Raw genomic sequence first — 21842 nt, 5'->3', positions numbered from 1 at the left:
TTTAACACATTAACTCTTAACACATAGAGATATCTCTTGTAGAGTATCGACGGGTATTTCAACACCATATCTCTCTTTGATCAATCTACTGGACTTATAGACATTAAACCCGGTATCTCTTAGAACTCCTGTTACAAGCCAGGTGAACACGTCTAATTCTATACAATTTAATCCACCGCATTCACACACCTTTAACAACGCGTTAACCGCCTCATTCCTGTGTCGCCCACTCATTATTTTACCTACACATTCAGTATCAGCACCGCATCCCTCAACAATACAGGAGGATAAGAGGAACAAAGCATTCCTCATGTCTAATGGGGGTTTAATGCCGGCTGTAAGTGGCTTCACTCCTGAGGCCTCGCAGAGGTAACTGTACATTTTAACAGCGAAGACCACGGTTTTAGAGTAGTCACCACCGTAGAGCATGGATAGTTGCCTATTTAGCTCCAAGAGATCTACGCAGTATTTTAATCCATCGTCCGAAAGCTCTCTCACAATACTGGATGAGAGGAACCTAGCAAGCCTCCGCTTCTTTTGATCCAGGAGCCTAGTGTTCCCACTTAAACCCATGAAACTAGTGAACTCGTTTAAGCCCACACTCTTGCCTTTATCACTGAAGTAGTGGGAGAACATGACCCAATACTCCTCACCCTTCACACTTAGCTGGTAACTGATTAAACTATTAGCTATGATTAATATCGATGCCTCATTTACACCTCGCGAGCTGATTAGGGACTCAACAGCTTTAAACTGAGGATCGGTACGCCTTAATATCTCAATAACATGTTTAAGCATACTTATTCTCCTACCTATGAAGCATGCTCTCTCATGATTAAACCTGATCAAGTCCCCCACCACATCAACTAGAAGAAATTCTCAAAATAATCTTTAACTTAAACTCTAACCCTGCTTAACGATTCAAGCTGACCTCCTCCCCGCCCTAAAGGGTTGGGGTCCCCTTTAGGGGGTTCATTGGTTCCCTCCATCTATTCGGGGATGCATCTTTTATCTGGAGGGCAGGTCGAAGTATTTCCTCAAGGTTTCATAGAGTAATTTATGAGCTCTAGAGATAGATGTAGTTTTGCCCTCGATCAAAACCCTGATCGAGTAGTTAAGTGTATCCCTATACCTTTTGAGGAGGTCTATGAGTGTGGGCTCGGGGCTAACCCTCATCCCAACCGTTAGGGTTAGCACTCCCTCACCGCCCGCTGCCGGGACACCAAAATATCTCTAAGGAAAAAAGCTTAAAACCATCATCCCCGCCATAAATAGCAAGGCTTTCGGTTGTAACAGGCTATAACTTGCTAGTTTATAAAACACTTTAATATTCTTTAGCAGAGGGTGGTTTAAGTGAGATACGTGTTGTTCACTATGAGGGATGGCAGGATCTCGGGTTTCAAGTTGGCTAGTGAAGTAGTACTCTACAATATTGAGGAGAATAAGCCTGAAAAGTCTATTAGAAACACGGGGATTGAGGCACTCGAGGAATTAATCGAGGAATACGATACATGGTTGTTATTCACTAGAGAAATAAGTGGCGAGGATAAAGAACTAGTTGAAGAAATGGGTGTTAAAGTAGTTGTTACAAGCCTTGAAACCATAGATGAAGTAATAGGGGAATTCTTCACTGGGTGAGCCTAAGTGATAAAGCACTATACAATCGATGTGAGTGGAGGAATAGGCATCATTGGAGAACTAAGGGGTAAATTAAGCGAGATAGGCTGTAGAAACACCGAGTTATCCCAGAGACTTGAACTCTACTATTGTGGTGACAGTACTGTTATCATGGTTGAGGTCTTTAAAGACACCGTGTTAATAGATATTGTAAATCCATTGACCGATGAATTAGTTGAAGATGTCATCAGGGTTCTCCCACCTAGAAAGACTATGATCAGGATCCTTGAAAGAGGATTCACGTAGAAAACCTTCAGCTATGAGGGGTAAAACCCTGCCTTCCTACTGAAATTCATAATCATTATTGAAAGTATCCTACCCTCCCTAATCCTGAAAGCTATATCACCGTCTTCACTCAGTATTTCTTCATCAGCCTCTTGCTCGCTGCCAGCGAAATCTATATACAATATGTCGCCCTGTGGATCATACTCCATCATTATTTTCTCCGGGTTCTCCACGTAATACCTCCTGGCACTCATTACAACACACCTTTAAAACGGTGATGCAACCACGTCAGCGAAGTCTAGTGGTAGCGGCATATTCTTCGACTTGTATTCATCGTATTTCTTCTCGAGGAACGACTTGAAGACTGGGCATACATCGAATTTTCCATCCCTTTCACACTTAGTACCCATGAGTAGGAAGCACATCTTTGTTCTTTTATCGTAGTAGGGGCATATCTTATGATACTGTCTAGCACTTCTTAATATCCTGTTAACCCATCTCTGTTTCTCGTCTGTAGGCTTCTTCTCCTGCTTCTCCATCAATGCCTCGTCGAGCTCCTTATCAGATATTTTCGTTGAAACCATTTTCCCCACCCTCTTGTAGATATATGGTTAATCTCTAATAAGTTTGACTATATATAGATCCACTAATCTAGGATACAGGGATGGGTTGTAATAGGTGTCGTGGAGGGTGAGGAGTTTACTGGTTAAACCCTATGGAAGCATTGTCGACGTCCTTGTAGAGAAGTTGAAGACTCCTCCTATGAGAATGTACTTAAGGGTTAACACCGTGAAGACCACGCCTCATAGACTAGTGGAACTATTACGGGAGAGAGGGGTTGAAGCATATATGGACGAATATATTGAAGAAGCTGTTTACACAGTGGTCCAGGGCCCTTTTCCATTGGAGTGTGACACAGATAAATACATCGTGGTCGACGATAAGACAGCTAGTTCACTAATATTAGGCGCCAACCTCTATCGTCCTGGAGTGGTTAAATCAAGCGTCTTCAGTGAAGGCGATAAATTACTAGCTGTGACCAGGCAAGGCACGCCTCTAGCATGCCTGGAGGCTGTTACGTCATCAAAGAGCCTCCATAAAATGAGGCAGGGGCTTGTAGCACGTAGCACCTCATCTCCTTTTAAAGCACCAAGGATAAGCGAGCTGGATATCTATAAACAGGGATTATTATATCCCCAGGGCTATCCAAGCATCGTTACCACTAGAGTCCTTGATCCCAGGCCAGGTGAACTAATAGTGGACATGAACGCATCGCCAGGGGGCAAGACAAGCCATATAGTACAGTTGACTAAAGGAGGTGCGAGGATCATAGCTATTGATAGAAGCCCCGGTAAGATCGCCGAGTTAAAGAATAATCTTAGCCACCTGGATTTAGACTTAAACGTGATCGCTATCCCGCATGACTCCCGATACCTCCACTACGATTTCAGTTTACTGGGTAAGGTTGATAAAGTTCTGATAGATCCACCATGCAGTAATCTAGGGGTTAGACCGAGGCTACTCGAGAACAGGAGTTACAAGGATGTGGAGAATCTATCTAGCTATCAGAGGCAGTTTCTTAAAACAGCCGCGTTAATAGTGAAACCCGGTGGATATATAGTTTATTCAACGTGCACCCTTACCCTTGAGGAGAACGAGGAAAACATACTCTATGCTGTCGAGGAACTCGGGTTGGAATGCGTGGAGTTACCTGAGAACCCGCCTTACACTGATAAGACAACATATAAAGGCGTGATCGGATACAGATATACTCCATTAAACATGGATATGCCAGGTCACTTTATAGCTGTGCTTAAGAGGCCTTCCTCTTCCTCCTAACCAGTGGAGTCCCACATATAGGGCAATTTATTTCTCCTGGATGAGCCGGGATGTATCCGCATGTAGGACAGTACTCGCTGTACTCCCTGCTGGTTTTAATACCACTGGTTTTTAAGGGCTTGAATGATATCCCAAGATGTAGTAAGAGGTTCTGGAGGCTATAGTCATCCGTCACAACAACTACTTTACCCCGCTCATTAAGCATTAGGGCTAGGGCTGCTACCTCGAGATCGGTTTTCGAAAGCTTGGTTATCTCACCTATTCTTCTAGCCTCCTCTACAACCCTTAGATAAAATGAATCTCCTGGTTCGAGCACCTCGATTAAGCCGGTTTCAATAGCGTCGGTTAACGCGTTTCTGTTTTCGCTATCGATAACCTCGTTGACAGCTGACTCAGTAGTATAGGTTTTGAATACGTGCCGTGGTAAAAGTCTATAGTATTTAGCAAGTAATCCACCCGTATCTAGAACTACGTGTATTATGCTAGTAGACAATTCTCCTCCTACTCAACACGGTTCTTATCCGCTCATACACGGTGCTGAACCTGATTAATTTAAGATAGCTTGTACTACCTGTGATTCTCACAGTTTCTCCTTTATCAAGTAGCTTTAATTTCTCTCCATCGATATAGAGTATAACATAGCCTCTTGAAGAGGCCTCTATGATACTGGCATAAGCCGGTACGATTATTGAAGGCATACCCAGCTGCATAGGGTTTAAATGAGTTATAATCAACTCCTCGGAATCCCCGGTGATCAATGGTCCGCCGGCAGATAAATTATACCCCGCTGAACCTGGTACCGTGCTCACGATTAACCCATCTCCTTCAAATTCATATGTGGAATGCATGCCAGGCGATACAACCGAGATCCTGAACCCCACGACTCTACCCATATCCTTGTTCACTACTGCTACTTCATTCAGGAAGTCGATACACCCGCCCTTTATGCAGAGCCTGCCCCTTGGATATGTATGTATAACGAAGTCTCCTTTGAATATCCTTTCAACCACTACAGGTATCTCTGGCATAGATTCCTCATAGAAATTATTCCTCCTGCCACATGGATGAGGCAATATCAATGGAATGCTCTTCTCATCTTGAAGCATCATAGATATCCTCAACATCGTTCCATCACCACCAATGCTTACAACAATATCCTTGTTAAGGATGAACCTAGGGCTTACATCATCAACGGTTGAGATCTCGACACTTACACCTCTCTCCCTGAAAACACCACTATACTTCCTAGCTATCTCAATACACTCTCGGGTCGGCTTATAGACTATGTGAACCGATGAAACAGGGTACATTACTTATCAATCCATGGAGTTTCATATTTCCCGCTAGTCTAAATGTATGTTGCATGGAGAAATTTAAGCATCGCCTTGAATACATATTTTAGAAATAAGTGAGAGGCCCTGGTTGATGAGATGGAGCAGGGAACCAGCGTCCTCTGTATAAGCATTGATAAACACCTAGCTGAGCCGGTGATCAGGAGGCTCAGGGAGAAGGACTTGATTAACGCGGATTATCTTATAACTAGAATCAATGGCAATGTTATAATACCTGTGAAAACGCTGGAAGGCTTGAACGAGTTGCTCAGTAATACTCGATACTACATCATACAGTGCAATCCGCCGCCAAGCCGGAGAAAATATGTTACACGGGTACCATCATACGATCTCGTAGGGGATGCAGCCATTATCAGAGAAAACGTGCTGGGCTTTATGAGTGGAGATGAAGTAGTCAGGGAGCTGAGAAGCATTCATCCAAATATTAGAGCCATATATGTTAAAGAAGAGACGGTGGATAAATACAGGATACCTAAGCTGAGACTCCTATGGGGCGAGCACATTGATACTGTAGTGGTAAAGGAGTACGGGCTCTTGTTCAAGGTTTCCCTGGGGAAAGTATACTATAACCCAAGGCTCGGGGAGGAGCATCATAGAATAGCGTTGATGGTTAGAAATGGGGAGCTAGTCGTGGATCTCTTCACAGGTATTGGAGGATTCCCCATACATATATCATCCCTTAAAGCAGCGAGGATTATAGCGAATGATCTCAATCCAGAGGCATATAGGCTTCTCTGTGAAAACATATTATTGAACCATAGGAGGTTAAGGGGCGGCATTATACCATTGAATCTAGATGCAAGGGAGATAATAGATTACCTGGATATATATGGTAAAGCCGATAGAGTGATCGCCAATCTACCGAGGTGGAGTCTGGAATTCACTAAGGTATATAATGCTGTTTTAAAGCCGGGTGGAATACTACATCTCTACATACTCACATATGACCGTGAAGCATCAGTAATCGAGCTGGGATCGAAGCTCCCGGGCTGGAGTATTCAAGGCTCTAAATTAGTCTTGGAGTATGCCCCTAGAGCCGGCATATATAGATTCGACCTCGTCAAGCCCAAGGACATATAACCTTAACTCTAGCACTGTGCCAGGATCCCGCAGCATCTGAATGATTCTTCTATCTATATCCCTTGCCGCTTTATTGGCTTTAATACCTATCGTGGCTGGCTCAATGAAGCTACTTCTCCTTATAATCAGTTTAACCGGGCTATCCACTATGAGTCCACTACTACCCTGTGCCAGAACAATGTCTACGAGACCTCCAACCCTGATTACTGCAAGTAAGATAGAGTCATCCCTTCTTAAAGCCTCTTTAAATACCCTAGAGAAATCCTTAGGGGATCTATCAGCCCCTATACCTATTATACAATCCCCTCTCTCAGTTAAATACTCCTCCCTACTGATTTCAAGGGTTGTAACATGAGTAGCCTTAATCCTGGGATGTCCCCTAGCATATACAATCTCTGCTTCAACCATTATGCTTAAACCCCGCTATTAAGAATATTTTAACTATGAAAATTAAATAGGGGTTACGATTTGTCCGGTTTAGAAGAACAAAAACGACTCATTATTGAAGAACTACACTCACTAGGCTATCTGAGAAGCGAGAAAGTCATAAAAGCCCTTCTCAAAGTCCCCAGGGAGCTCTTTCTACCTCCACATCTAAGGGAGTACGCCTATGTTGATACACCTCTCCCAATAGGTTTCGGTCAAACCATAAGCGCGATACATATGGTAGCCATAATGACAGAGGAGTTGGACCCTGCCCCAGGCGATAGGGTTCTCGAGGTGGGAACTGGTTCAGGTTATCAGGCAGCTGTACTGGCAGAGATAGTTGCAAGGAGTGGTGAGGGGAAAAAAGGACATGTATACACTATAGAAAGGATCCCGGAGCTGGCCGAGTATGCTAGAAAGCGCCTTGAGGAAGCTGGTTATAGCAGTGATGTCACGGTGATAGTGGGTGATGGAACACTGGGGCTACCTGAGAAAGCACCATTCGATAAAATAATAGTCACAGCCGCCGCCCCCTATGTACCGAACCCATTAATAGAGCAGCTGGCTGAAGGAGGAAGATTAGTCATACCCGTAGGCGATGTATATCTCCAACGACTACTCACAGTAGAGAAGCACGGGAGTTCGATAACCAAGAGGTATGGAATAGAATGTGTGTTCGTACCGTTAATTGGTAAGTATGGATGGCATATTGATTCAACATATTGAAGCCTTAATGAAGTAGGATTATCAACAATTTTCAGAGTGGGGGTTTTATAGGTCTTTATATGCCCACGGTGAAGCGTGAGCAGAGGCACAACCAGTCCCGGCAAAACCTACAACGACTTAGAGCGGGAAACAGTTGCTGCAGAAATCCTGGAAACCCAACTACTTCGGCTTACTGAACCATTTAGAGAGACCTTTCTGTTCTCCCCGTATATTTTCTTTAAAGGCCTTCATGTATCTCTCAAGCGCTGTGCTAACTCTATCTATACTGAAATCATGTTCATCCACCAATATTCTTTTCACTGCATCGGGATCGGGGGTATGCCATTCAATCCTGTAGTTGTCTGTTACCTGTGGTTGAAGGAAGTATTTCTTTATTGCTATAACATCTACTTCTATCGGCGACTTCAAAATGGGTTTCGGTATCTTCTCGATTCCCCCGTATGCCTTAACTAGTTGAAGAGCCTTCTTGGGGCCTATGCCTTCGAAGCCGTCTGGATTGTAATCTGTCCCCAGGAGTATACCTATATCGATGAGGTTCTCAAGGGTTATACCTAGCTGAACAAGGAGTTTGTCGAGCTCTATGAGCTCCGGCTTTACTTCAACATACTCGTTTTTTCTCGGTAGCTTTCTCCTACCGCTTATGGTCAGGTTTCTAACGAGCTTAGGGGAGCCGAATAGCAAGCTATCGTAATCCTGTGAGGCGGATGCATAGGCATCCCCCTTCTTAACAATATAGGCTGCCTGAGCCTCGCCCTCCGCTGGTGCTTGAACCCATGGAATACCCATTGCGTCTAGTAATGATTTAGCATCCCTCACCATTTCCTCTGTCAGCTTGGCCGACATCATTGCGTATCTCCTCGCGAGCTCGAGGTCTCCGGATTGAACGGCTTCCTCGTACTTCTTTGCTGCCTCCTCCTTAACGGCTTTCCTCCTCTCTATCTCCCTCGCCTTCAATTCAGGGGGTTTACCATCAAACACGTAGACTGGTTTTATCCCTGCCTCAACGATATTTATGGTTCTATAGAATAAACCGCTTAAATGACTCGTGATCCTCCCGCTGTTATCCATTAGAGGGGTCCCATCCGGTTGTCTGATTGCAGCTAGGAACTGGTATAATGCGTTATAGCCATCTATCACTATAATCTTGCCATGTAGGATCCTGAGATCCTCGATAACCGTTTTAGCTTCGCCTGGTATAATGTCTTTTAAGTCTACTCCCATATCTACACCATTATGCTGATCAATATACATGGTGTTAAATATTTAACTCGAAGAGGTTACTTTATATACTCATTGAACCTGGGAGACAATTTCACGAAGAACTCCTTCCCAACTGGTTCAACCTGTATTAATCCAGTTAGCTCAAGCCTCATCAATGTATGATACAGCTCTGACTTAGCAAAGACTAATCCATATTTCTTCTTTAATGCCTCGTCGAGATCACTTTCGGTTATTCCTTCAGGTTTAGACACCAGCACCTCCAATATAGCTCTAAAGAGCGGTGTTATCCTCCAGTATCCCGGATTATACTTGGTCATACCGCACATCACCCAAAATACTTCCACTACTCTACGTGTATATACTGGGTTTAATACCGTGTCTTGGAAGCGTTTGCCTTGCTCTATTACCCCACTCAATATAGAATTTTATTATTGCATCATTTATACTTGGCTTCACTAACTCCAGAGCATTCATGAAATGCTTCCTCTCAACCATCTCTATAAATGGAGACCCCCTCAACGCCAACATAACTGTCTCCCTCACAACCGCCTCTAAATCGGCTCCACTATAGCCCTCCGTAATTCTGGCCAGTTCAACTAGGTTAACATCCCTGCTCAAAGGTATACTTCTAGTATGTATTCTAAGTATTTCCAGCCTAGCATTGAAGTCTGGGGGTGGAACATATATTAGTTTATCGAATCTCCCAGGCCTCAGTAAAGCTGGATCCAGGAGATCCGGCCTATTGGTTGCAGCTAATACGACGACGTTTTCGAGTTTCTGTATACCGTCCATCTCGGTTATTAACTGTGTAACTACCCTTTCTGAGGCACCCGAATCCGTTTCAATACCCCTCAGGGACGCTATCGCATCTATCTCATCGAAGAATATTACCACTGGAGCATAGAGCCTAGCCTTCCTAAATATCTCTCTAATAGCTCTCTCAGATTCTCCAACCCATTTACTCATTATCTCCGGACCCTTGACAGCTATGAAGTTTGCCCCGCTCTCGGTTGCAACAGCCTTCGCAAGCAAGGTTTTACCGCATCCAGGAGGTCCGTATAATAAAACGCCTCTTGGAGGCTTTATCCCGTATCTCTCATATATCTCCGGGTATCTCAATGGCAGCTCAACGTTTTCCCTAAGAGACCTCTTAACCTCCTCAAGCCCCCCGATATCACTCCACCTGACATCTGGTACTTCAACATGTATTTCACGTAGGCCGCTTGGTACAATACTCCTATAGGCAAAGAGGAAGTCCTCGAAGGTGATTTTAATAGATGTGAGTAGGGCATCGGGTAATGGCCATTCACTGGGTTGATCAAGTGGTATCTGCCTCCTAATCGCATGGAGCACTGCCTCCTTAACCAATGCCGCTAGATCGGCACCAGTGTATCCATGGGTTATCTCAGCCAGTTTATTTAGATCAACATCCTCCGAGAGAATACCGAGTTCCCGGAGCCTCCGCGTATGTATCTGGAGTATCTCGAGCCTACCTTTTTTATCCGGCATTGGTATCTCGATCTCCCTGTCAAATCTTCCAGGCCTTCTGAGAGCTGGATCTAACGCGTTAGGCCTGTTTGTGGCCGCTATAACTATTACATTTCCCCTGCTCTCCAACCCATCCATTAATGCGAGGAGCTGAGCTACCACTCTCCTCTCTACTTCTCCGACTACTTCATCTCTCTTAGGCGCTATCGCATCTATTTCATCGATGAATATTATAGCCGGGTTCTTCCTCGATTTCTTCTTAGCCAGCTTAAATATCTCGCGTAATCGTTGCTCGGATTCGCCATAGTACTTACTCATTATCTCCGGTCCATTAATAGTTACAAAGTATGCGTTAACCTCGTTAGCTAAAGCCTTAGCCAGCAGCGTCTTACCTGTGCCTGGTGGACCGTAGAGCAATATCCCCTTAGGTGGCTCTATACCAAGTTTTCTGAATACCTTTCTATACTTCAATGGTATCTCTATCATCTCTCTAATCTTGTCTATTATGTTTCCAAGCCCACCTATATCCTCAAAGGTGACGCGAGGAAACTCGCCTACTGGTTCTTCGAAGACGTATATCTCTGTCTCATCAAAGACTAGTGCGGGTCCTCTTGGCTTGATGGAGATTACTTTGAAAGGTATCGGCATATCAGCTATCACGACCTGTATCTCATTGTCCTCCATGAGGGGATAACCTATCAACTTACTCCTTATACTCTCTAAAACATAACCCTCGATCAAGGCATGATAGTTTGTGGGTGCTAGTTTTACTACTTTAGCATATCTACGCTCTACTTTCTCAACTACCACTATATCCCCTATTTCAACTCTAGCGTTATGTCTTAGCAATGGATCAAGCCTTATAACACCTTTACCCCTATCCTGGGTATTCCCGCTTCCAGCTAGCGCAGCAGCCTCCATATCACCCTCGATGAGTAATAGGTCTCCATCCATTATACCATACTTCTCCATTACCTCAGGGTCGAGCCTGGCGATTCCCTTACCATAATCCCTGCGATCAGCATCTAGGACCTTTAAAACTATTCTCACCAATATGCTTCACCATATAGTAATTCTCCCATGGTTAAAGAGCTGGTAAAACACCTAGTAGAACTAACTCTCTTAAACCCGTAAAAAAGCTTTCTAATACCGGGTGCTCTGGGAAAATCCACTGAATTAGAGGGCGTCGGCTTCTTAACCCTTTGATATGTTCTCAAGCTCTTTAAGTCTGCCCTCTATGTAGTTTAACCGAAAACTAGAGACCTCCCAATATATCCTTAGCTTTCAACAAGCATTCTAACAGAGCCTTTGCAAGCATCACCCCTTTCTCGGTTAAAACATACTCCCCATTCTTCTTAACAACCAGGCCTGCCTCGACCAGGAAGAGCATGTTATAGTATATTGTACTAGCCCCTAACCCAGCCTTAATGAAGTCTACTTTACGTTTAGCACCCATATACATTAAGACAAGTATCTTTGAGGGACCGGTTAACAGCTTTGTACGAGCTACCTCGCGCATGTCAAGCGACATCTAATCCACCACTGATTATAAAAAGCCACATGACGCCCCCTACACAATAATTACCTAGACGCTTCACCATAATAAAATTTATTAGTCTACCATATTATGAGTCATCAAAAGAGGGCCCGTCGTCTAGCTTGGTTAGGACGCCGCCCTGACACGGCGGAGGCCCGGGGTTCAAGTCCCCGCGGGCCCATTACTTCCTTATGCTATAAGGTCCTCTGTTCTCGAGTCAAATAATAATGCTTTACTCCAATCTAGCTTAAGCGTTACAACTGAACCCATCTGTATCTTCATCCTTGCCGGTGACACAGCCCTTATCAGCTCATCTCTTATCTTAATAGTCACGATATTCTCTGTACCAGTTGGCTCCACCACTAAGACCTCGCCGCTTATATCACCTAAGGATTTATCAGCATTATCCTCAACTATTTCAACGTACTGTGGACGTATACCAAGTACTATCTCGGATACACCCTTAGATTCTATCCTCTCACCTATTGTCGGGTCTATGGGTACCCTTATACCGAGTAATTCTAGGAGATACCTCGTCTTAACTGGTTCTATTATCCCTATTCCTTTTACAGCCTTGATCTCCTCGTTGGTAACCCTGAATAAGCCTTTTACCAGGTTTATGGGTGGCGTGCCAATGAATCCTGCTACAAATATATTAGCAGGCCTGTCGTAGAGCTCATCAGGCGTACCAATCTGTCTAACCCTGCCGCCCTCCATTACTGCTATCCTGTCAGACATAGTCATAGCCTCAACCTGGTCATGGGTAACGTATACCGTGGTTATACCCAGTGTTTTCTGAAGCTTCTTCAGCTCAGCCCTCATCAAGAGTCTTAACTTGGCATCTAGATTACTTAAAGGCTCGTCAAGTAACCAGACCTTTGGCTTTCTCACCAGTGCTCTGGCTAGTGCAACCCTTTGTTGCTGGCCTCCTGATAACTGGCTTGGTCTTCTATCGAGTAAATGATCTATGCTGAGGAACCTAGCCGTTTCAACAACCATTTTATTAATATCTTCCCTTGTTAACCCAAGCTCTTTCCTCCTCACCTCTAGTGGGAAAGCTATGTTCTCGAAAACCGTCATATGAGGATATAAAGCATAGTTCTGGAAAACCATTGCTACATCTCTATCCTTCGGATGCATCATCGTGACATCCTTGTCCCCGATGTATATTTTTCCCTCATCAGGGAATTCAAGGCCAGCTATGAGTCTCAGCGTCGTTGATTTACCGCACCCCGAAGGCCCCAAAATAGTGAAGAACTCGCCGTCGTTGATCACAAGGGAGACATTATTTACAGCGATAATCCTACCATATCTTTTAACCACATTCTCCAGCCTAACACTAGGCACGATGATACACCAATAGACCACTATATATAAAAACATAAATCAACCATTAAAAATATTATGATTAATGTACCCCCAGATATTTTGCATCAACCTAGTCAAACCCAGGCCTTTTATGCTTCACTACCTCACCATTCACGAGAGTAGGTGGTACTTGCCGCCCCTTGAAATAAAGAGCCTCGGTTTCTCCATGAAGTACTCATACTGATTCATGTACACCATAATTCTCCTACAGAATAAAAGTAGTGGGCCCGAGGGGATTCGAACCCCTGACCTACGGGTCACTCCCTCCAGACCTCAGTCATCCCAAACGGTCGCTCTGACCCATAGTGATCTGGAGCATCGGCCGCCAGAGGCGTCCGCCGCTCTGCCTGGCTGAGCTACGGGCCCACTACAAGTCATCAATACTAGGTTATTGGACGAAGGCGTTTAAATCTTTTTCACACAGGGGCAGCACGTGTTCCCATAAACAATTCTTTCATTGTTAGAACCATATTTAAAAAGAGTTGAACCATTATTTTTATAGAGGCAGAGCAATGAAACGGTGATGATGAGGCTTGAAGTACCCACTCGACAGGATATGTGTGAAGAGTGGCGTGCTCTGTGCCAGCTGCCAAAGGAAGGTGGAGTCAGGTACTGTCAGGGAAGATGAAATACCAGTGATGAGGATACTCATGGATCTAGAGGAAGAGTTAAAGTTTCTTAAGAAAGGAGAGTATGTCCGTTCCTTTAGGATCAGTAACCAGGTAATAGTAATGCTTAGAAACGGCTTTGAACCCGGCGAAATAAGCGAGCTGGAGAGAGAACTCTCACAGAAGCTAGGGGACAGGGTTAAAGTAGTTATTGAGACAGGCGACGTCAAGCGATTAATAGAACAACTAATTGCTCCAGCATCACTGATAGGTGTAAACCAGGTATGGCTACCAAGCGGCAGTGAAATGCTTAATGTTAGAGTATCAAAGAGAGATAGAAGGATATTAGGGAGAAACAGGGAGGAATACGAGAAACTATTATCAAGCCTGCTCGGTGTTGAAACCCGAATAATTTTTGAATAAATCTAGTTTAAGACTAGCTTCTCCTTAAATAACTCCCTCAGTACAATCGTAGCGTATAACCCAGGTTCCAACATAAACACTAATCTACATACATCACCAGCACAAGACATCCGTGTGTTCAACGGCTTGAACAACCCATTCCTATAATAGCATGGAAGACTCCTCGCCTCCTCTAGCGTGAGCCCTTCCTCGCTGAATATACCACTATATAATTCAATGCTTTCAATACAGCCGGGCATAGGGTATTCCTTATCAAGATCCACGAATCCCTTCTCCTCAATTATCTTATTGAGTAATAAGTTATACAGGTATCCGGCGTACGCATCAATAATTATCTCGTTAAGAGCCCTGAGAACATTCTTCAACCCTAAGCCGTTGTATCCAGCCCTAACATATCTACCCTCATAGTAGAAGCCGGTGAAATCCCTCCTTATCCTTTTTACTATGGCTTCCAAATCCTCCCCAGGATACATGGTATCAAGAAGAATTCTTGAGAAACAGTTCTCGCGTCTTTTTACGACGTATTTACCTAGTAAATGTGTATTATACCTCTTTACACCAAATCTCTGGTATCCATAGTAGGCCGGGAGCCCATGCCTACTGATCAGCTCGAGGATCTTTTTCATGACTTCTTGCTGACGCTCATCAAGGCCTTGGATGAGTACTTCAAACTCATTACCCTTGAATATTTCCCTGCCCGGCTTAAACCTCGTGTATCCAGCTATCTCGAAAACCACTTTGTCTCCCTGTATAGGGAAAATCCTCTCATCCACCAGTAGTCTCTTAATGTAGAAGTATGAAGTGGTAGTCGCGTTCTTATCCTTTAATCCATGGAAATGTATATTCTCAACCGGGATATCTAGCTTCCTCGAGAGTATTCTTAGGGCCTCAAAGGTATCAAGACCTCTCTTTACAACCCTTACAACAATATATCCTTCCTTACCATGGAGATCCACTCTTTTAACCAGGTATCCTTCATCAATGACTTCACGGACTATAAAGCTTGAAGGCGTTATTCTATATTCATGATTCACCGAGAGGCTTGTTAAAGAATATTTCAACCCGGATACATAGTCCAATGGATGTGGATATATCCGCCCGGTGTCTGAATCCATTATAGGGGGCCTCTTTTAAATAATTCCATCACAGAAGCTTTAAGCCACCTGTTAGCTTGTCAACCCTATCATCGGGCGCTGGACCTATAGCTACAGCCGTTATTGTGCCTGGGGGAAGCTCTGTCAACCCAGCATCCCTCACTATTGAGGCAGGTAACCCATTAGATATTGCCTCCATATATATCTTCACCAACTCTTCCTCCCCTCTTACCTTAACAACTATCTTCTTCTGCCCACTATTCCACCACTCATTAAACCACTCTCTATGGTTATAATAGGCTTCGAACGCAGCTATAACTGATGCATGGGCGACCTGGGCAGCTATCTTACCCTTACTCATCTCCAGGTCGCTTCTAACCACTATAACCTGTTTCATATGTTAACCCCTACACTAACTTAACTCACCAGGCACAGCATGGGCTCTAATTGGGAAATAAGGGACTAATATTTTTAATCCCATTAACCATAATCAATAGAGATGTCTCGCTTAAAAAGGTGGTTTAAATGTCGCAGTATGTGCTTAAGCAGAGCGAGCCAGGGATAAGAATAGAGGAGGCAGCCTCTCCACTCATATGTGATAGCTGTCATAGGTTAATGGAGCCAGGCGAGTATGGTGTAGAATTCTACTGTCCAAACTGTGGAAAAGTATTAATTAAGAGATGTAAAAAATGTAGAAAACTAGTAGTCGAATATACTTGTCCAAACTGTGGATTCAGAGGTCCATGAGGTGGTGGTCAATGGCTCAGGTACTGGTAATAGTTAGAGTACTACCCGAAGACGTGGAGACACCACTGGATGAATTAAGGAAGAGAATAGCCAGCGCGCTCCCTGAGGGATACGAGTTAAAGATGTGGGATGAAGAGCCAATAGCGTTCGGGTTAAAGGCATTGAGGCTGGCAATAATAATGCCTGAGCAAACAGAGGGCGGTACTGAGACGCTTGAGAACCTTATAAGCCAGGTACAAGGAGTAAGCCAAGTCGAGGTTGAGTATGTGAATAGGTTGTCCTAGATTCGATTTTGTCTAAACAACCTTAAACAGTATCAAATAATCAATCCTCTTCTAAGTAGGTGATCCATATATTAATGAAAATAGTGATATATCCATTTTGAAGGTAATCTCAATGAAGCCGGAACAAGGGTGATGACCTATGGCTAGGCCAAGGATACTTATCATTGGGGGAGGTAAGGTAGCCGAACATCTCCTCACGCTCTTCAATATCCATGAGGAAGCTGAAGAAGTAATCGTTGTCGACAAAGACCCAAGGAGAAGAAGTATTTTTGAGAAAATCGGCGATGTACTGGTTCTAGAAGGGGACGCCACCGATATTGGGATCTATAACGAGATAAATATGAAGGATATCACGGTCATACTAGCCCTGACGAACAGTGATGAAGTGAATTTAATGGTGCTTGCAATAGCTAAGTCATTCAATATCCCTATTAGGATTGGAAGGTTCACAGACTCCAAGATCGCTGAATTAGTTTCCAGTCTTGGACTAGGTATACCAATAGTGCAACCTGTTGTAGTGGCTAATATAATAGCCCAGATAATCTCATCGATCTCGAATGGAAAGGTTATCGGAAACGTGGGGGAGGATAAAATGCTAATGGTCTCGATAAGTGAAGCCGACCCTGTTGCTGAAAGCAGTATCGGAAACGTAGATTTAGGGGAAGATGGAAAGATAATATTACTATTTGATGGCTTGAAACTCAAGATCCCAGAGCCCTCGGATATATTGAAGCCTGGAAACATCCTCTTTATACTGGCAAGAAATGAGGAGGTAATTAGGAAGATTAAAGGCTAGCTGGCTCGGCGAGTAACTGCTTCATCGCATCTCATACCATCAAAACTCATCACAGCCACTAATAGGGGAGTAGTCATGGATCCCTTATTACACGGGGAAACTCTATATATTTCTTTGATGGTATATAATAAGGAGTAATTATAGATTATGGGAGGCACACCAATGAATCCCGGCGTCCAGGACACGGGAATAAACGTTGCAAGCATTAGTTTATTCATTATTATATTGCTGACAGCAATATTGATAAGGGTAATTACGTCACGATTGCTGAGCTCGCTTTCTGAACGTGGAAGCATTTCAGGTAATGTACGAGATATCTCCATAAGGATCATCGATATTGTACTAGTGGTAATATTGATTAGTACAGCCGTCATGCTATTTATTCCACAGTATTGGGGAATACTTACAATCTTCGGGCTTCTAGGTCTAGTAGCCTTAGTGCTCTTCATACACCCGTTGATCTCATATATATCGATGATAATACTCCAAATGGAGTTACCATTGAAGAATAGGTACTATGAGATATCAATGCCGGGTATCCAAAAACCGTTAACCGGTAAAATATTGAAGATAACGTCGAGAAATACTGTTGTCCAGGATATACATGGGGTCGAGCATTATATACCAAACATACAATTAATACGGGCTATCTTCAAGCCGCTTCCTCCACAGTTAACCCTCAGAGTAGTTGTTGATTTACCTGGTGAGGGCATCGATATGAACTATTTAAGCGAGCTAGATAGGCAGATCACAGAGAAGTTAGAGGAGTACAGACACCCAGGTTTCAAGGATGTGAGGAAGATAGTTTTAGCTAAAGTATCAAACAACCGCTTAGAATACCTTGTAACACTCTATCCTGTTCAAGCAACTATAAGGGATGAAGATGTGAGAAAAGCTATGATCGAGTTAGTTTCAACGCTCTCCAAGACCCTTGAGGGTAAAGCCAGCGGTATCAACGTGATGAGCGATTAACTGCTTTAAAGGAGTAGAGTGTCTCCGTTCACAGCTTTGTAGAGTACTACTTACTCTCCAGGAATCTCCCCCTTAGATCGAAAAATGTAGCATTGTCTACGAGCACCCTGATCCATCTACCATAATCTAGAGCGGGGTCTCCGCTCTTACCTGTTACCACTACCGGGATATAGTTTTCAAGCCTGCAAATCCATGTATTCAAATGCTCCGTGGTGAAACATTCCACTTCTTTTCCAACGTATTTTAAACGTATTTTCAAGCCAACCTCTTCTATGACCTGTAGGGCCCTTAGAACCCTTTCCTTCTTAACTCTGGTTGGTACCTGGGGTAGTGACGCTGAATAAGTCAGCGGTCTTATACTATAACCTGCCAAGTGAACTCTTTCAAACTCTAGTTCCCTTATAACTTTAAGGGTCTCGTTGAAGTCTTCCTCATCCTCCATGGGATGTCCAACGATGATATCGGTTGCAATACTTACACCAGGTATCCTTGATTTAACCTCATTAACTATCTCGATATACTCCTCCACGCTATAGTTGCGGCGCATTACACTAAGTACTTTATTGCTTCCTGATTGCAGAGGTATGTGGAGGAACCTATATACCTTGCTGGATTCATTGATAGCATCTATTAAATCATCAAGGATGTAGCGTAAGTGCTCCGGGTTTATCATACCTATTCTAATCATGTATTCACCACTGACTCTTCTACTCACCTCCTTAACCAGCTCCGGAAGCTTCCGTGTCTTATAGAGGTCCAAGCCATATGTACCTAGATCCATACCCGTCAACTGTATCTCTACTGCCCCGTTTCTAACTGCTCTCTCCACTGCTTTTACAACAGCATCGATACCATGGCTGACGAGGATGCGTCTAGCATGCTTGGTTATACAAAAGCTGCAATTGCTTAGACAGCCCTCCTGTATTGGTATCGGGGCGATCCTATCTTCTACATGAATTCCTATTCTATCTCTTTCCCTTAATCCATCAATCAATATAACCTTACCCCGCGTCTTCAGGACTTCTGTGATCAAGGCAGAATTCTGGGGCGAAACAAGGCTGGCCTCAGGCGCTATCTTTAACACCGTGTATGGTTCGGCCTTGGCCATACATCCGGCTACAATTAGCTTCTTACCTGTTCTACTAGCTACTTCATACAGCTCCCTTATCCTTTTAACCATGTGGTATTCTGTATCCAGTCTCACAATACATGTATTGATTATAAGGGTATCAGCATCTTCGATACTGTTAACTAATTCGTGTCCCTCGCGCAGAATATTCTCCACCATCAATGCTTCATCGCTCTTATTCAGGGCACATCCATAGGTCTCAATATACACCCTCATATCAGCACCCGTTTCCAGCCATCCCCGGCGTAAAGATACCTGATATCCTGCTTCTTCATAGATTACATATATATAACCCTATTATATCATCCATGGAGCATAGGTGTGTAAATTGAGTAGGCAGAGCCTACCAGGATATGAGAAACTAGTTGAGAGGGCCTTTGAGAAGCTTGGAGGCAAGCGTGGGAGCGGCGAAGTATTTGAGATGCCCCATGCCGACGTACTCGTCATCGGGAGTAAAACAGTTGTGCAAAATTTCAGGCAGATAGCCAGCGTGCTTAATAGGGATGAAGAGTTATTAAAGAGGTACTTCATGAAGGAGTTGAATGTGCCAGGCTCAATCAATGAAGCTGGCCAACTGGAGTTAAAGGGCAAGTTTAATCCGCAGGCAATCAATCAGTTACTAGTAAGGTTTGTAGAGAGGTATGTTAAGTGTAGCACATGTGGTTCAGTACATACAAGGTTAACTAAGAAGGGAAAGGTATTCGTGCTTAGATGCGATGCATGCGGTGCTGAGACAACTCTTCCAGCATTTTAAGGTGTAATCATGGAGAACCGAGGGAAGGAAAGGGTTAAGACCTATGTTAAGAAACAAGTTGTCGATGGAGAGGTAATCATTGCAGCATGCGATGAAAACATTCTGGGACTACACCTAGTAGACGAGAACATTAAGGCTAACTTCTACGTTGACCCCTACTTCTATAAAGGTGAACTATTAGATCTCGAGGAAGCAGTTAAAATACTTGCTACAGCAACCATCGGTAATATAGTGGGGGAGCAAATAGTCCAGGCTGCATTAGAGATGGGATTGATCCATCCTGAAGCAGTTTTAAGAATAAAGGGCATACCCATAGCTCTTTTCATGAGGATTTAATAGGGGTATAATGTTTTGAGTAATACTCGTTTCTGCGTTAAATGCGGGAGGGAATTCAAACAGGAGGATTTAATCAACAGCTTATGCGTTAATTGCTACCTAAAGTACCATGGAGTCTTCAAGGAAACCCCTCATGTAGAACTGACAATATGCCCTAAATGCGGTTCATGGTATTTTAAGGGGGCATGGCATCCTTCCCTAGACATAAGGGAGGTTATAAGGAGGGAGCTACTGGCGGATCTCCATAGATTCCTATATGAGAATATAAGTGTAATCGAGGTTGACGTGGTTTCCGACATATACAAGATCAACGCTGGTGAATATGGTGTTAAAGCGATATTCACCATGGAAGTCGATGGAAGACATGTTGTCAAGGTAAACCAGGTAGTAATTACAAAGCTTAGATATAGAACCTGCGATAAATGCATGAGGAGAACAACTGGTTCACATAAAGTACTCGTACAGGTGAGGTTTGAACCACTAGAAAACATAGAAGGGCTGCGACACGAGGTCATGGAGTTACTACGTGATCTTGAAATAGGTGAAAGTATCATCGAAGTAATGGAGCTACGGGAGGGTTTAGACATAAAATTCGAAGATATAGTGTCCCCGAGGAAATATGTTAACATATTGGTAAAGAAATATGGGGCTAAGACCTCGGAGTCGTTTAAGTCGACGAAATACGATTTCCAAGAGGGTAAATGGAGCGGAGTGATGACTATATCGGTAAGGATACCTGCAATCAGAGAGAACGACATAGTGAGATACAGGGGTAAACTAGGTATTGTTAAACAAGTTGAAAACGGTGTCATTAGAATCCTCATCCTGGAGACAGGGGAAGAAGTGGAAGCTCGTCTCTCAGAGTACTGGGACAGAGTGCTCGAAAAGCCCGGTGGGATCTATATAGATGAACGAGTATTCACTGTAATAGCCATAGACAAGTCAACAATATATCTCCTAAACGAGGAAACAGGTGAGTTGAGAGAGGCATCCTTAACCCCAGCTAATTATGGGTTAAAGCCGGGTGATAAAGTTATAATATTGAGTGATGGTGAAAGAGAACTAGTAGTAAAAAAGGAGGGGTGAGGTGTCTGAGTAAGAAGCATCAAAAACAGGGAGATGAGCATGGTGGAGAGATACCACTACCCAACCCTGATGAGGGGACGATAATATGTGGTGTAGTAAGGCATCTAGGCGGAGACTATCTCATAGCTAAGTGCCTCGATGGAGTCGATAGAAAGATAAGGATACCTGGTAAACTAAGGAGGAAGGTATGGATAACCGAGGGAGATATTATCCTGGTGGGACTCTGGGATTTTTCATCGGAAAAAGGTGAAGTAGTATATAAGTACGGTAAGAACGAGGTAAACAAACTGGTTGAGAAGGGGGTAGTGCCGAAGGAGTTCATCGATGCATTAAGTGAACTCATATGAGCGACGACATAGATAAATTACTCAGGAAAAAGGAGGAGCCCCGTAGAAAAGATAAAGACCTCTTTGAAACGGTTGAAGAGGTCTTTGATACAGCCACAGTCATGACTATCATTGAATTAATAAGGAAGAAAATAATTAAGAAGCTAAATGGTGTCGTGAACACTGGTAAAGAGGCCAGGGTGTATCTTGGAATAGGGTATAATGGAGAATACCTAGCCGTGAAGATATATTTAACTAGCACGGCAGAGTTCAAGAAGGGAATATACAAGTATATCATGGGGGATCCACGCTTTAGAGACGTCAAGATCAAGGATACAAGGACACTTG

The 21842-nt window shown here is 43.7% G+C and carries 30 protein-coding genes and 2 tRNA genes; 16 read left to right on the top strand and 16 right to left on the bottom strand.

The annotated features are described in order from the left end of the window. Positions 1 to 9: 9 nt before the first annotated feature. On the bottom strand, positions 10 to 858 hold the full coding sequence (locus ACP5N5_RS00675; protein WP_232216788.1) for an N-glycosylase/DNA lyase: 849 nt from the start codon (positions 856 to 858) through the stop codon (positions 10 to 12). 150 nt (positions 859 to 1008) lie between these two features. Beyond that, entirely contained in the window at positions 1009 to 1197 is a 189-nt protein-coding gene (locus tag ACP5N5_RS00670; protein ID WP_428131185.1) for a hypothetical protein, read from the bottom strand. A gap of 156 nt (positions 1198 to 1353) precedes the next feature. Here ACP5N5_RS00670 and ACP5N5_RS00665 point away from each other — a divergent pair, with 156 nt between their 5' ends. Then, positions 1354 to 1638 (top strand): dinitrogenase iron-molybdenum cofactor biosynthesis protein, encoded by a 285-nt coding sequence (locus ACP5N5_RS00665; RefSeq protein ID WP_042667759.1) that lies wholly within the window; start codon positions 1354 to 1356, stop codon positions 1636 to 1638. 6 nt (positions 1639 to 1644) lie between these two features. After that, complete coding sequence (locus ACP5N5_RS00660) at positions 1645 to 1923, top strand: hypothetical protein (protein ID WP_042667760.1); 279 nt, start codon at positions 1645 to 1647, stop codon at positions 1921 to 1923. Positions 1924 to 1934: 11 nt separating this feature from the next. On the opposite strand, the gene ACP5N5_RS00655 is transcribed toward ACP5N5_RS00660, so the two are convergent. Together ACP5N5_RS00655 and ACP5N5_RS00650 are read right to left on the bottom strand one after the other, a co-directional pair. Further along, the gene (locus ACP5N5_RS00655; RefSeq protein WP_012608728.1) at positions 1935 to 2156 is read right to left on the bottom strand and encodes a DUF2283 domain-containing protein; all 222 of its coding nucleotides are present in this window, start codon (positions 2154 to 2156) and stop codon (positions 1935 to 1937) included. Between the two features lie 12 nt (positions 2157 to 2168). Further along, positions 2169 to 2486 carry a hypothetical protein gene (locus ACP5N5_RS00650; protein WP_042667762.1) on the bottom strand — a complete coding sequence of 106 codons (318 nt, stop codon included), beginning with the start codon at positions 2484 to 2486 and terminating at the stop codon, positions 2169 to 2171. 94 nt (positions 2487 to 2580) lie between these two features. Here ACP5N5_RS00650 and ACP5N5_RS00645 point away from each other — a divergent pair, with 94 nt between their 5' ends. Then, positions 2581 to 3741 (top strand): PUA domain-containing protein, encoded by a 1161-nt coding sequence (locus ACP5N5_RS00645; protein ID WP_276813852.1) that lies wholly within the window; start codon positions 2581 to 2583, stop codon positions 3739 to 3741. On the opposite strand, the gene ACP5N5_RS00640 is transcribed toward ACP5N5_RS00645, so the two are convergent. Both ACP5N5_RS00640 and ACP5N5_RS00635 read right to left on the bottom strand, forming a co-directional pair. Continuing rightward, the gene (locus tag ACP5N5_RS00640; RefSeq protein WP_012608731.1) at positions 3716 to 4234 is read right to left on the bottom strand and encodes an NOB1 family endonuclease; all 519 of its coding nucleotides are present in this window, start codon (positions 4232 to 4234) and stop codon (positions 3716 to 3718) included. The genes ACP5N5_RS00645 and ACP5N5_RS00640 overlap by 26 nt on opposite strands. Continuing rightward, positions 4224 to 5051: an NAD(+)/NADH kinase gene (locus ACP5N5_RS00635; protein ID WP_428131166.1), complete on the bottom strand. Its 828-nt coding sequence runs from the start codon at positions 5049 to 5051 to the stop codon at positions 4224 to 4226. The genes ACP5N5_RS00640 and ACP5N5_RS00635 overlap by 11 nt, the downstream gene beginning before the upstream one ends. 120 nt (positions 5052 to 5171) lie before the next feature. Here ACP5N5_RS00635 and ACP5N5_RS00630 point away from each other — a divergent pair, with 120 nt between their 5' ends. Next, entirely contained in the window at positions 5172 to 6173 is a 1002-nt protein-coding gene (locus tag ACP5N5_RS00630) for a class I SAM-dependent methyltransferase (protein WP_428131161.1), read from the top strand. Here ACP5N5_RS00630 and ACP5N5_RS00625 read toward each other — a convergent pair. Next, entirely contained in the window at positions 6105 to 6581 is a 477-nt protein-coding gene (locus tag ACP5N5_RS00625; RefSeq protein WP_276813848.1) for a DUF371 domain-containing protein, read from the bottom strand. The two genes, ACP5N5_RS00630 and ACP5N5_RS00625, sit on opposite strands and share 69 nt — an antisense overlap. A 60-nt stretch (positions 6582 to 6641) precedes the next feature. On the opposite strand from ACP5N5_RS00625, the gene ACP5N5_RS00620 reads away from it, so the two are divergent. Continuing rightward, a complete protein-coding gene (locus ACP5N5_RS00620) occupies positions 6642 to 7325 on the top strand; it encodes a protein-L-isoaspartate O-methyltransferase (RefSeq protein WP_276813846.1) in 684 nt (227 codons plus the stop codon). Positions 7326 to 7484: 159 nt separating this feature from the next. On the opposite strand, the gene fen is transcribed toward ACP5N5_RS00620, so the two are convergent. The 4 genes from fen to ACP5N5_RS00600 form a co-directional block, all read right to left on the bottom strand. Beyond that, entirely contained in the window at positions 7485 to 8546 is a 1062-nt protein-coding gene (fen, locus tag ACP5N5_RS00615; RefSeq protein WP_428131142.1) for a flap endonuclease-1, read from the bottom strand. A 56-nt stretch (positions 8547 to 8602) separates the two neighbouring features. Continuing rightward, complete coding sequence (locus tag ACP5N5_RS00610) at positions 8603 to 8863, bottom strand: helix-turn-helix transcriptional regulator (protein WP_012608736.1); 261 nt, start codon at positions 8861 to 8863, stop codon at positions 8603 to 8605. A gap of 31 nt (positions 8864 to 8894) precedes the next feature. Continuing rightward, positions 8895 to 11087 (bottom strand): CDC48 family AAA ATPase, encoded by a 2193-nt coding sequence (locus ACP5N5_RS00605; protein WP_042667770.1) that lies wholly within the window; start codon positions 11085 to 11087, stop codon positions 8895 to 8897. A 202-nt stretch (positions 11088 to 11289) separates the two neighbouring features. Beyond that, entirely contained in the window at positions 11290 to 11565 is a 276-nt protein-coding gene (locus ACP5N5_RS00600; protein WP_042667771.1) for a hypothetical protein, read from the bottom strand. Positions 11566 to 11677: 112 nt separating this feature from the next. On the opposite strand from ACP5N5_RS00600, the gene ACP5N5_RS00595 reads away from it, so the two are divergent. Continuing rightward, positions 11678 to 11752, top strand: a tRNA-Val gene (locus tag ACP5N5_RS00595). Positions 11753 to 11760: 8 nt separating this feature from the next. On the opposite strand, the gene ACP5N5_RS00590 is transcribed toward ACP5N5_RS00595, so the two are convergent. Next, positions 11761 to 12918, bottom strand: a complete 1158-nt coding sequence (locus ACP5N5_RS00590; RefSeq protein ID WP_428131134.1) for an ABC transporter ATP-binding protein — start codon at positions 12916 to 12918, stop codon at positions 11761 to 11763. Between the two features lie 243 nt (positions 12919 to 13161). After that, positions 13162 to 13305 (bottom strand) — tRNA-Trp (locus tag ACP5N5_RS00585). Between the two features lie 167 nt (positions 13306 to 13472). On the opposite strand from ACP5N5_RS00585, the gene ACP5N5_RS00580 reads away from it, so the two are divergent. Next, entirely contained in the window at positions 13473 to 13970 is a 498-nt protein-coding gene (locus tag ACP5N5_RS00580) for a transcription elongation factor (RefSeq protein WP_042667773.1), read from the top strand. A 2-nt stretch (positions 13971 to 13972) separates the two neighbouring features. Here the strand turns inward: ACP5N5_RS00580 and truD are convergent, their stop codons facing one another. Together truD and pth2 are read right to left on the bottom strand one after the other, a co-directional pair. Continuing rightward, positions 13973 to 15085, bottom strand: coding sequence for a tRNA pseudouridine(13) synthase TruD (gene truD / locus ACP5N5_RS00575; RefSeq protein ID WP_428131123.1), 1113 nt, complete (start codon positions 15083 to 15085; stop codon positions 13973 to 13975). A gap of 28 nt (positions 15086 to 15113) precedes the next feature. Further along, a complete protein-coding gene (gene pth2 / locus ACP5N5_RS00570; RefSeq protein WP_012608743.1) occupies positions 15114 to 15461 on the bottom strand; it encodes a peptidyl-tRNA hydrolase Pth2 in 348 nt (115 codons plus the stop codon). Between the two features lie 128 nt (positions 15462 to 15589). Here pth2 and ACP5N5_RS00565 point away from each other — a divergent pair, with 128 nt between their 5' ends. The 4 genes from ACP5N5_RS00565 (at position 15590) to ACP5N5_RS00550 (ending at position 17863) form a co-directional block, all read left to right on the top strand. After that, entirely contained in the window at positions 15590 to 15811 is a 222-nt protein-coding gene (locus tag ACP5N5_RS00565) for a zinc finger domain-containing protein (protein WP_048058896.1), read from the top strand. Positions 15812 to 15822: 11 nt separating this feature from the next. After that, positions 15823 to 16095, top strand: a complete 273-nt coding sequence (locus tag ACP5N5_RS00560; RefSeq protein WP_042667775.1) for an elongation factor 1-beta — start codon at positions 15823 to 15825, stop codon at positions 16093 to 16095. Between the two features lie 139 nt (positions 16096 to 16234). After that, positions 16235 to 16891 carry an NAD-binding protein gene (locus ACP5N5_RS00555; protein ID WP_428131107.1) on the top strand — a complete coding sequence of 219 codons (657 nt, stop codon included), beginning with the start codon at positions 16235 to 16237 and terminating at the stop codon, positions 16889 to 16891. A gap of 162 nt (positions 16892 to 17053) precedes the next feature. Continuing rightward, entirely contained in the window at positions 17054 to 17863 is an 810-nt protein-coding gene (locus ACP5N5_RS00550; RefSeq protein ID WP_428131104.1) for a hypothetical protein, read from the top strand. 46 nt (positions 17864 to 17909) lie between these two features. Here ACP5N5_RS00550 and ACP5N5_RS00545 read toward each other — a convergent pair whose 3' ends face one another. Then, positions 17910 to 19208: a tRNA (N(6)-L-threonylcarbamoyladenosine(37)-C(2))-methylthiotransferase gene (locus ACP5N5_RS00545; RefSeq protein WP_276813725.1), complete on the bottom strand. Its 1299-nt coding sequence runs from the start codon at positions 19206 to 19208 to the stop codon at positions 17910 to 17912. A gap of 112 nt (positions 19209 to 19320) precedes the next feature. On the opposite strand from ACP5N5_RS00545, the gene ACP5N5_RS00540 reads away from it, so the two are divergent. The 5 genes from ACP5N5_RS00540 to ACP5N5_RS00520 form a co-directional block, all read left to right on the top strand. Next, on the top strand, positions 19321 to 19746 hold the full coding sequence (locus ACP5N5_RS00540) for a translation initiation factor IF-2 subunit beta (RefSeq protein WP_012608750.1): 426 nt from the start codon (positions 19321 to 19323) through the stop codon (positions 19744 to 19746). A 9-nt stretch (positions 19747 to 19755) separates the two neighbouring features. Beyond that, positions 19756 to 20082, top strand: coding sequence for a DUF424 domain-containing protein (locus ACP5N5_RS00535; RefSeq protein ID WP_012608751.1), 327 nt, complete (start codon positions 19756 to 19758; stop codon positions 20080 to 20082). A gap of 15 nt (positions 20083 to 20097) precedes the next feature. Next, the gene (locus ACP5N5_RS00530; RefSeq protein WP_428131088.1) at positions 20098 to 21168 is read left to right on the top strand and encodes a 60S ribosomal export protein NMD3; all 1071 of its coding nucleotides are present in this window, start codon (positions 20098 to 20100) and stop codon (positions 21166 to 21168) included. Then, positions 21165 to 21515: a translation initiation factor aIF-1A gene (locus tag ACP5N5_RS00525; RefSeq protein WP_012608753.1), complete on the top strand. Its 351-nt coding sequence runs from the start codon at positions 21165 to 21167 to the stop codon at positions 21513 to 21515. The genes ACP5N5_RS00530 and ACP5N5_RS00525 overlap by 4 nt, the downstream gene beginning before the upstream one ends. Continuing rightward, positions 21512 to 21842, top strand: a 331-nt coding sequence (locus ACP5N5_RS00520; RefSeq protein ID WP_428131076.1) for an RIO1 family regulatory kinase/ATPase, incomplete at its 3' end; no start/stop codon positions are given. The genes ACP5N5_RS00525 and ACP5N5_RS00520, both read left to right, overlap by 4 nt.

Source organism: Desulfurococcus sp. (genome assembly GCF_049970475.1).
GTDB classification, from domain to species: domain Archaea; phylum Thermoproteota; class Thermoprotei_A; order Sulfolobales; family Desulfurococcaceae; genus Desulfurococcus; species Desulfurococcus amylolyticus.
This window is presented reverse-complemented; position numbering and strand designations above follow the sequence as displayed.

Excerpts from the sequence above, each read along its gene's own strand:
- ACP5N5_RS00655 (WP_012608728.1), bottom strand. The coding sequence starts at position 2,156 with ATGAGTGCCAGGAGGTATTACGTGGAGAACCCGGAGAAAATAATGATG.
- ACP5N5_RS00650 (WP_042667762.1), bottom strand. The coding sequence starts at position 2,486 with ATGGTTTCAACGAAAATATCTGATAAGGAGCTCGACGAGGCATTGATG.
- ACP5N5_RS00635 (WP_428131166.1), bottom strand. The coding sequence starts at position 5,051 with ATGTACCCTGTTTCATCGGTTCACATAGTCTATAAGCCGACCCGAGAG.
- ACP5N5_RS00630 (WP_428131161.1), top strand. The coding sequence starts at position 5,172 with ATGGAGCAGGGAACCAGCGTCCTCTGTATAAGCATTGATAAACACCTA.
- ACP5N5_RS00625 (WP_276813848.1), bottom strand. The coding sequence starts at position 6,581 with ATGGTTGAAGCAGAGATTGTATATGCTAGGGGACATCCCAGGATTAAG.
- fen (WP_428131142.1), bottom strand. The coding sequence starts at position 8,546 with ATGGGAGTAGACTTAAAAGACATTATACCAGGCGAAGCTAAAACGGTT.
- ACP5N5_RS00610 (WP_012608736.1), bottom strand. The coding sequence starts at position 8,863 with ATGACCAAGTATAATCCGGGATACTGGAGGATAACACCGCTCTTTAGA.
- ACP5N5_RS00600 (WP_042667771.1), bottom strand. The coding sequence starts at position 11,565 with ATGTCGCTTGACATGCGCGAGGTAGCTCGTACAAAGCTGTTAACCGGT.
- truD (WP_428131123.1), bottom strand. The coding sequence starts at position 15,085 with ATGGATTCAGACACCGGGCGGATATATCCACATCCATTGGACTATGTA.
- pth2 (WP_012608743.1), bottom strand. The coding sequence starts at position 15,461 with ATGAAACAGGTTATAGTGGTTAGAAGCGACCTGGAGATGAGTAAGGGT.
- ACP5N5_RS00565 (WP_048058896.1), top strand. The coding sequence starts at position 15,590 with ATGTCGCAGTATGTGCTTAAGCAGAGCGAGCCAGGGATAAGAATAGAG.
- ACP5N5_RS00560 (WP_042667775.1), top strand. The coding sequence starts at position 15,823 with ATGGCTCAGGTACTGGTAATAGTTAGAGTACTACCCGAAGACGTGGAG.
- ACP5N5_RS00555 (WP_428131107.1), top strand. The coding sequence starts at position 16,235 with ATGGCTAGGCCAAGGATACTTATCATTGGGGGAGGTAAGGTAGCCGAA.
- ACP5N5_RS00550 (WP_428131104.1), top strand. The coding sequence starts at position 17,054 with ATGAATCCCGGCGTCCAGGACACGGGAATAAACGTTGCAAGCATTAGT.
- ACP5N5_RS00545 (WP_276813725.1), bottom strand. The coding sequence starts at position 19,208 with ATGAGGGTGTATATTGAGACCTATGGATGTGCCCTGAATAAGAGCGAT.
- ACP5N5_RS00535 (WP_012608751.1), top strand. The coding sequence starts at position 19,756 with ATGGAGAACCGAGGGAAGGAAAGGGTTAAGACCTATGTTAAGAAACAA.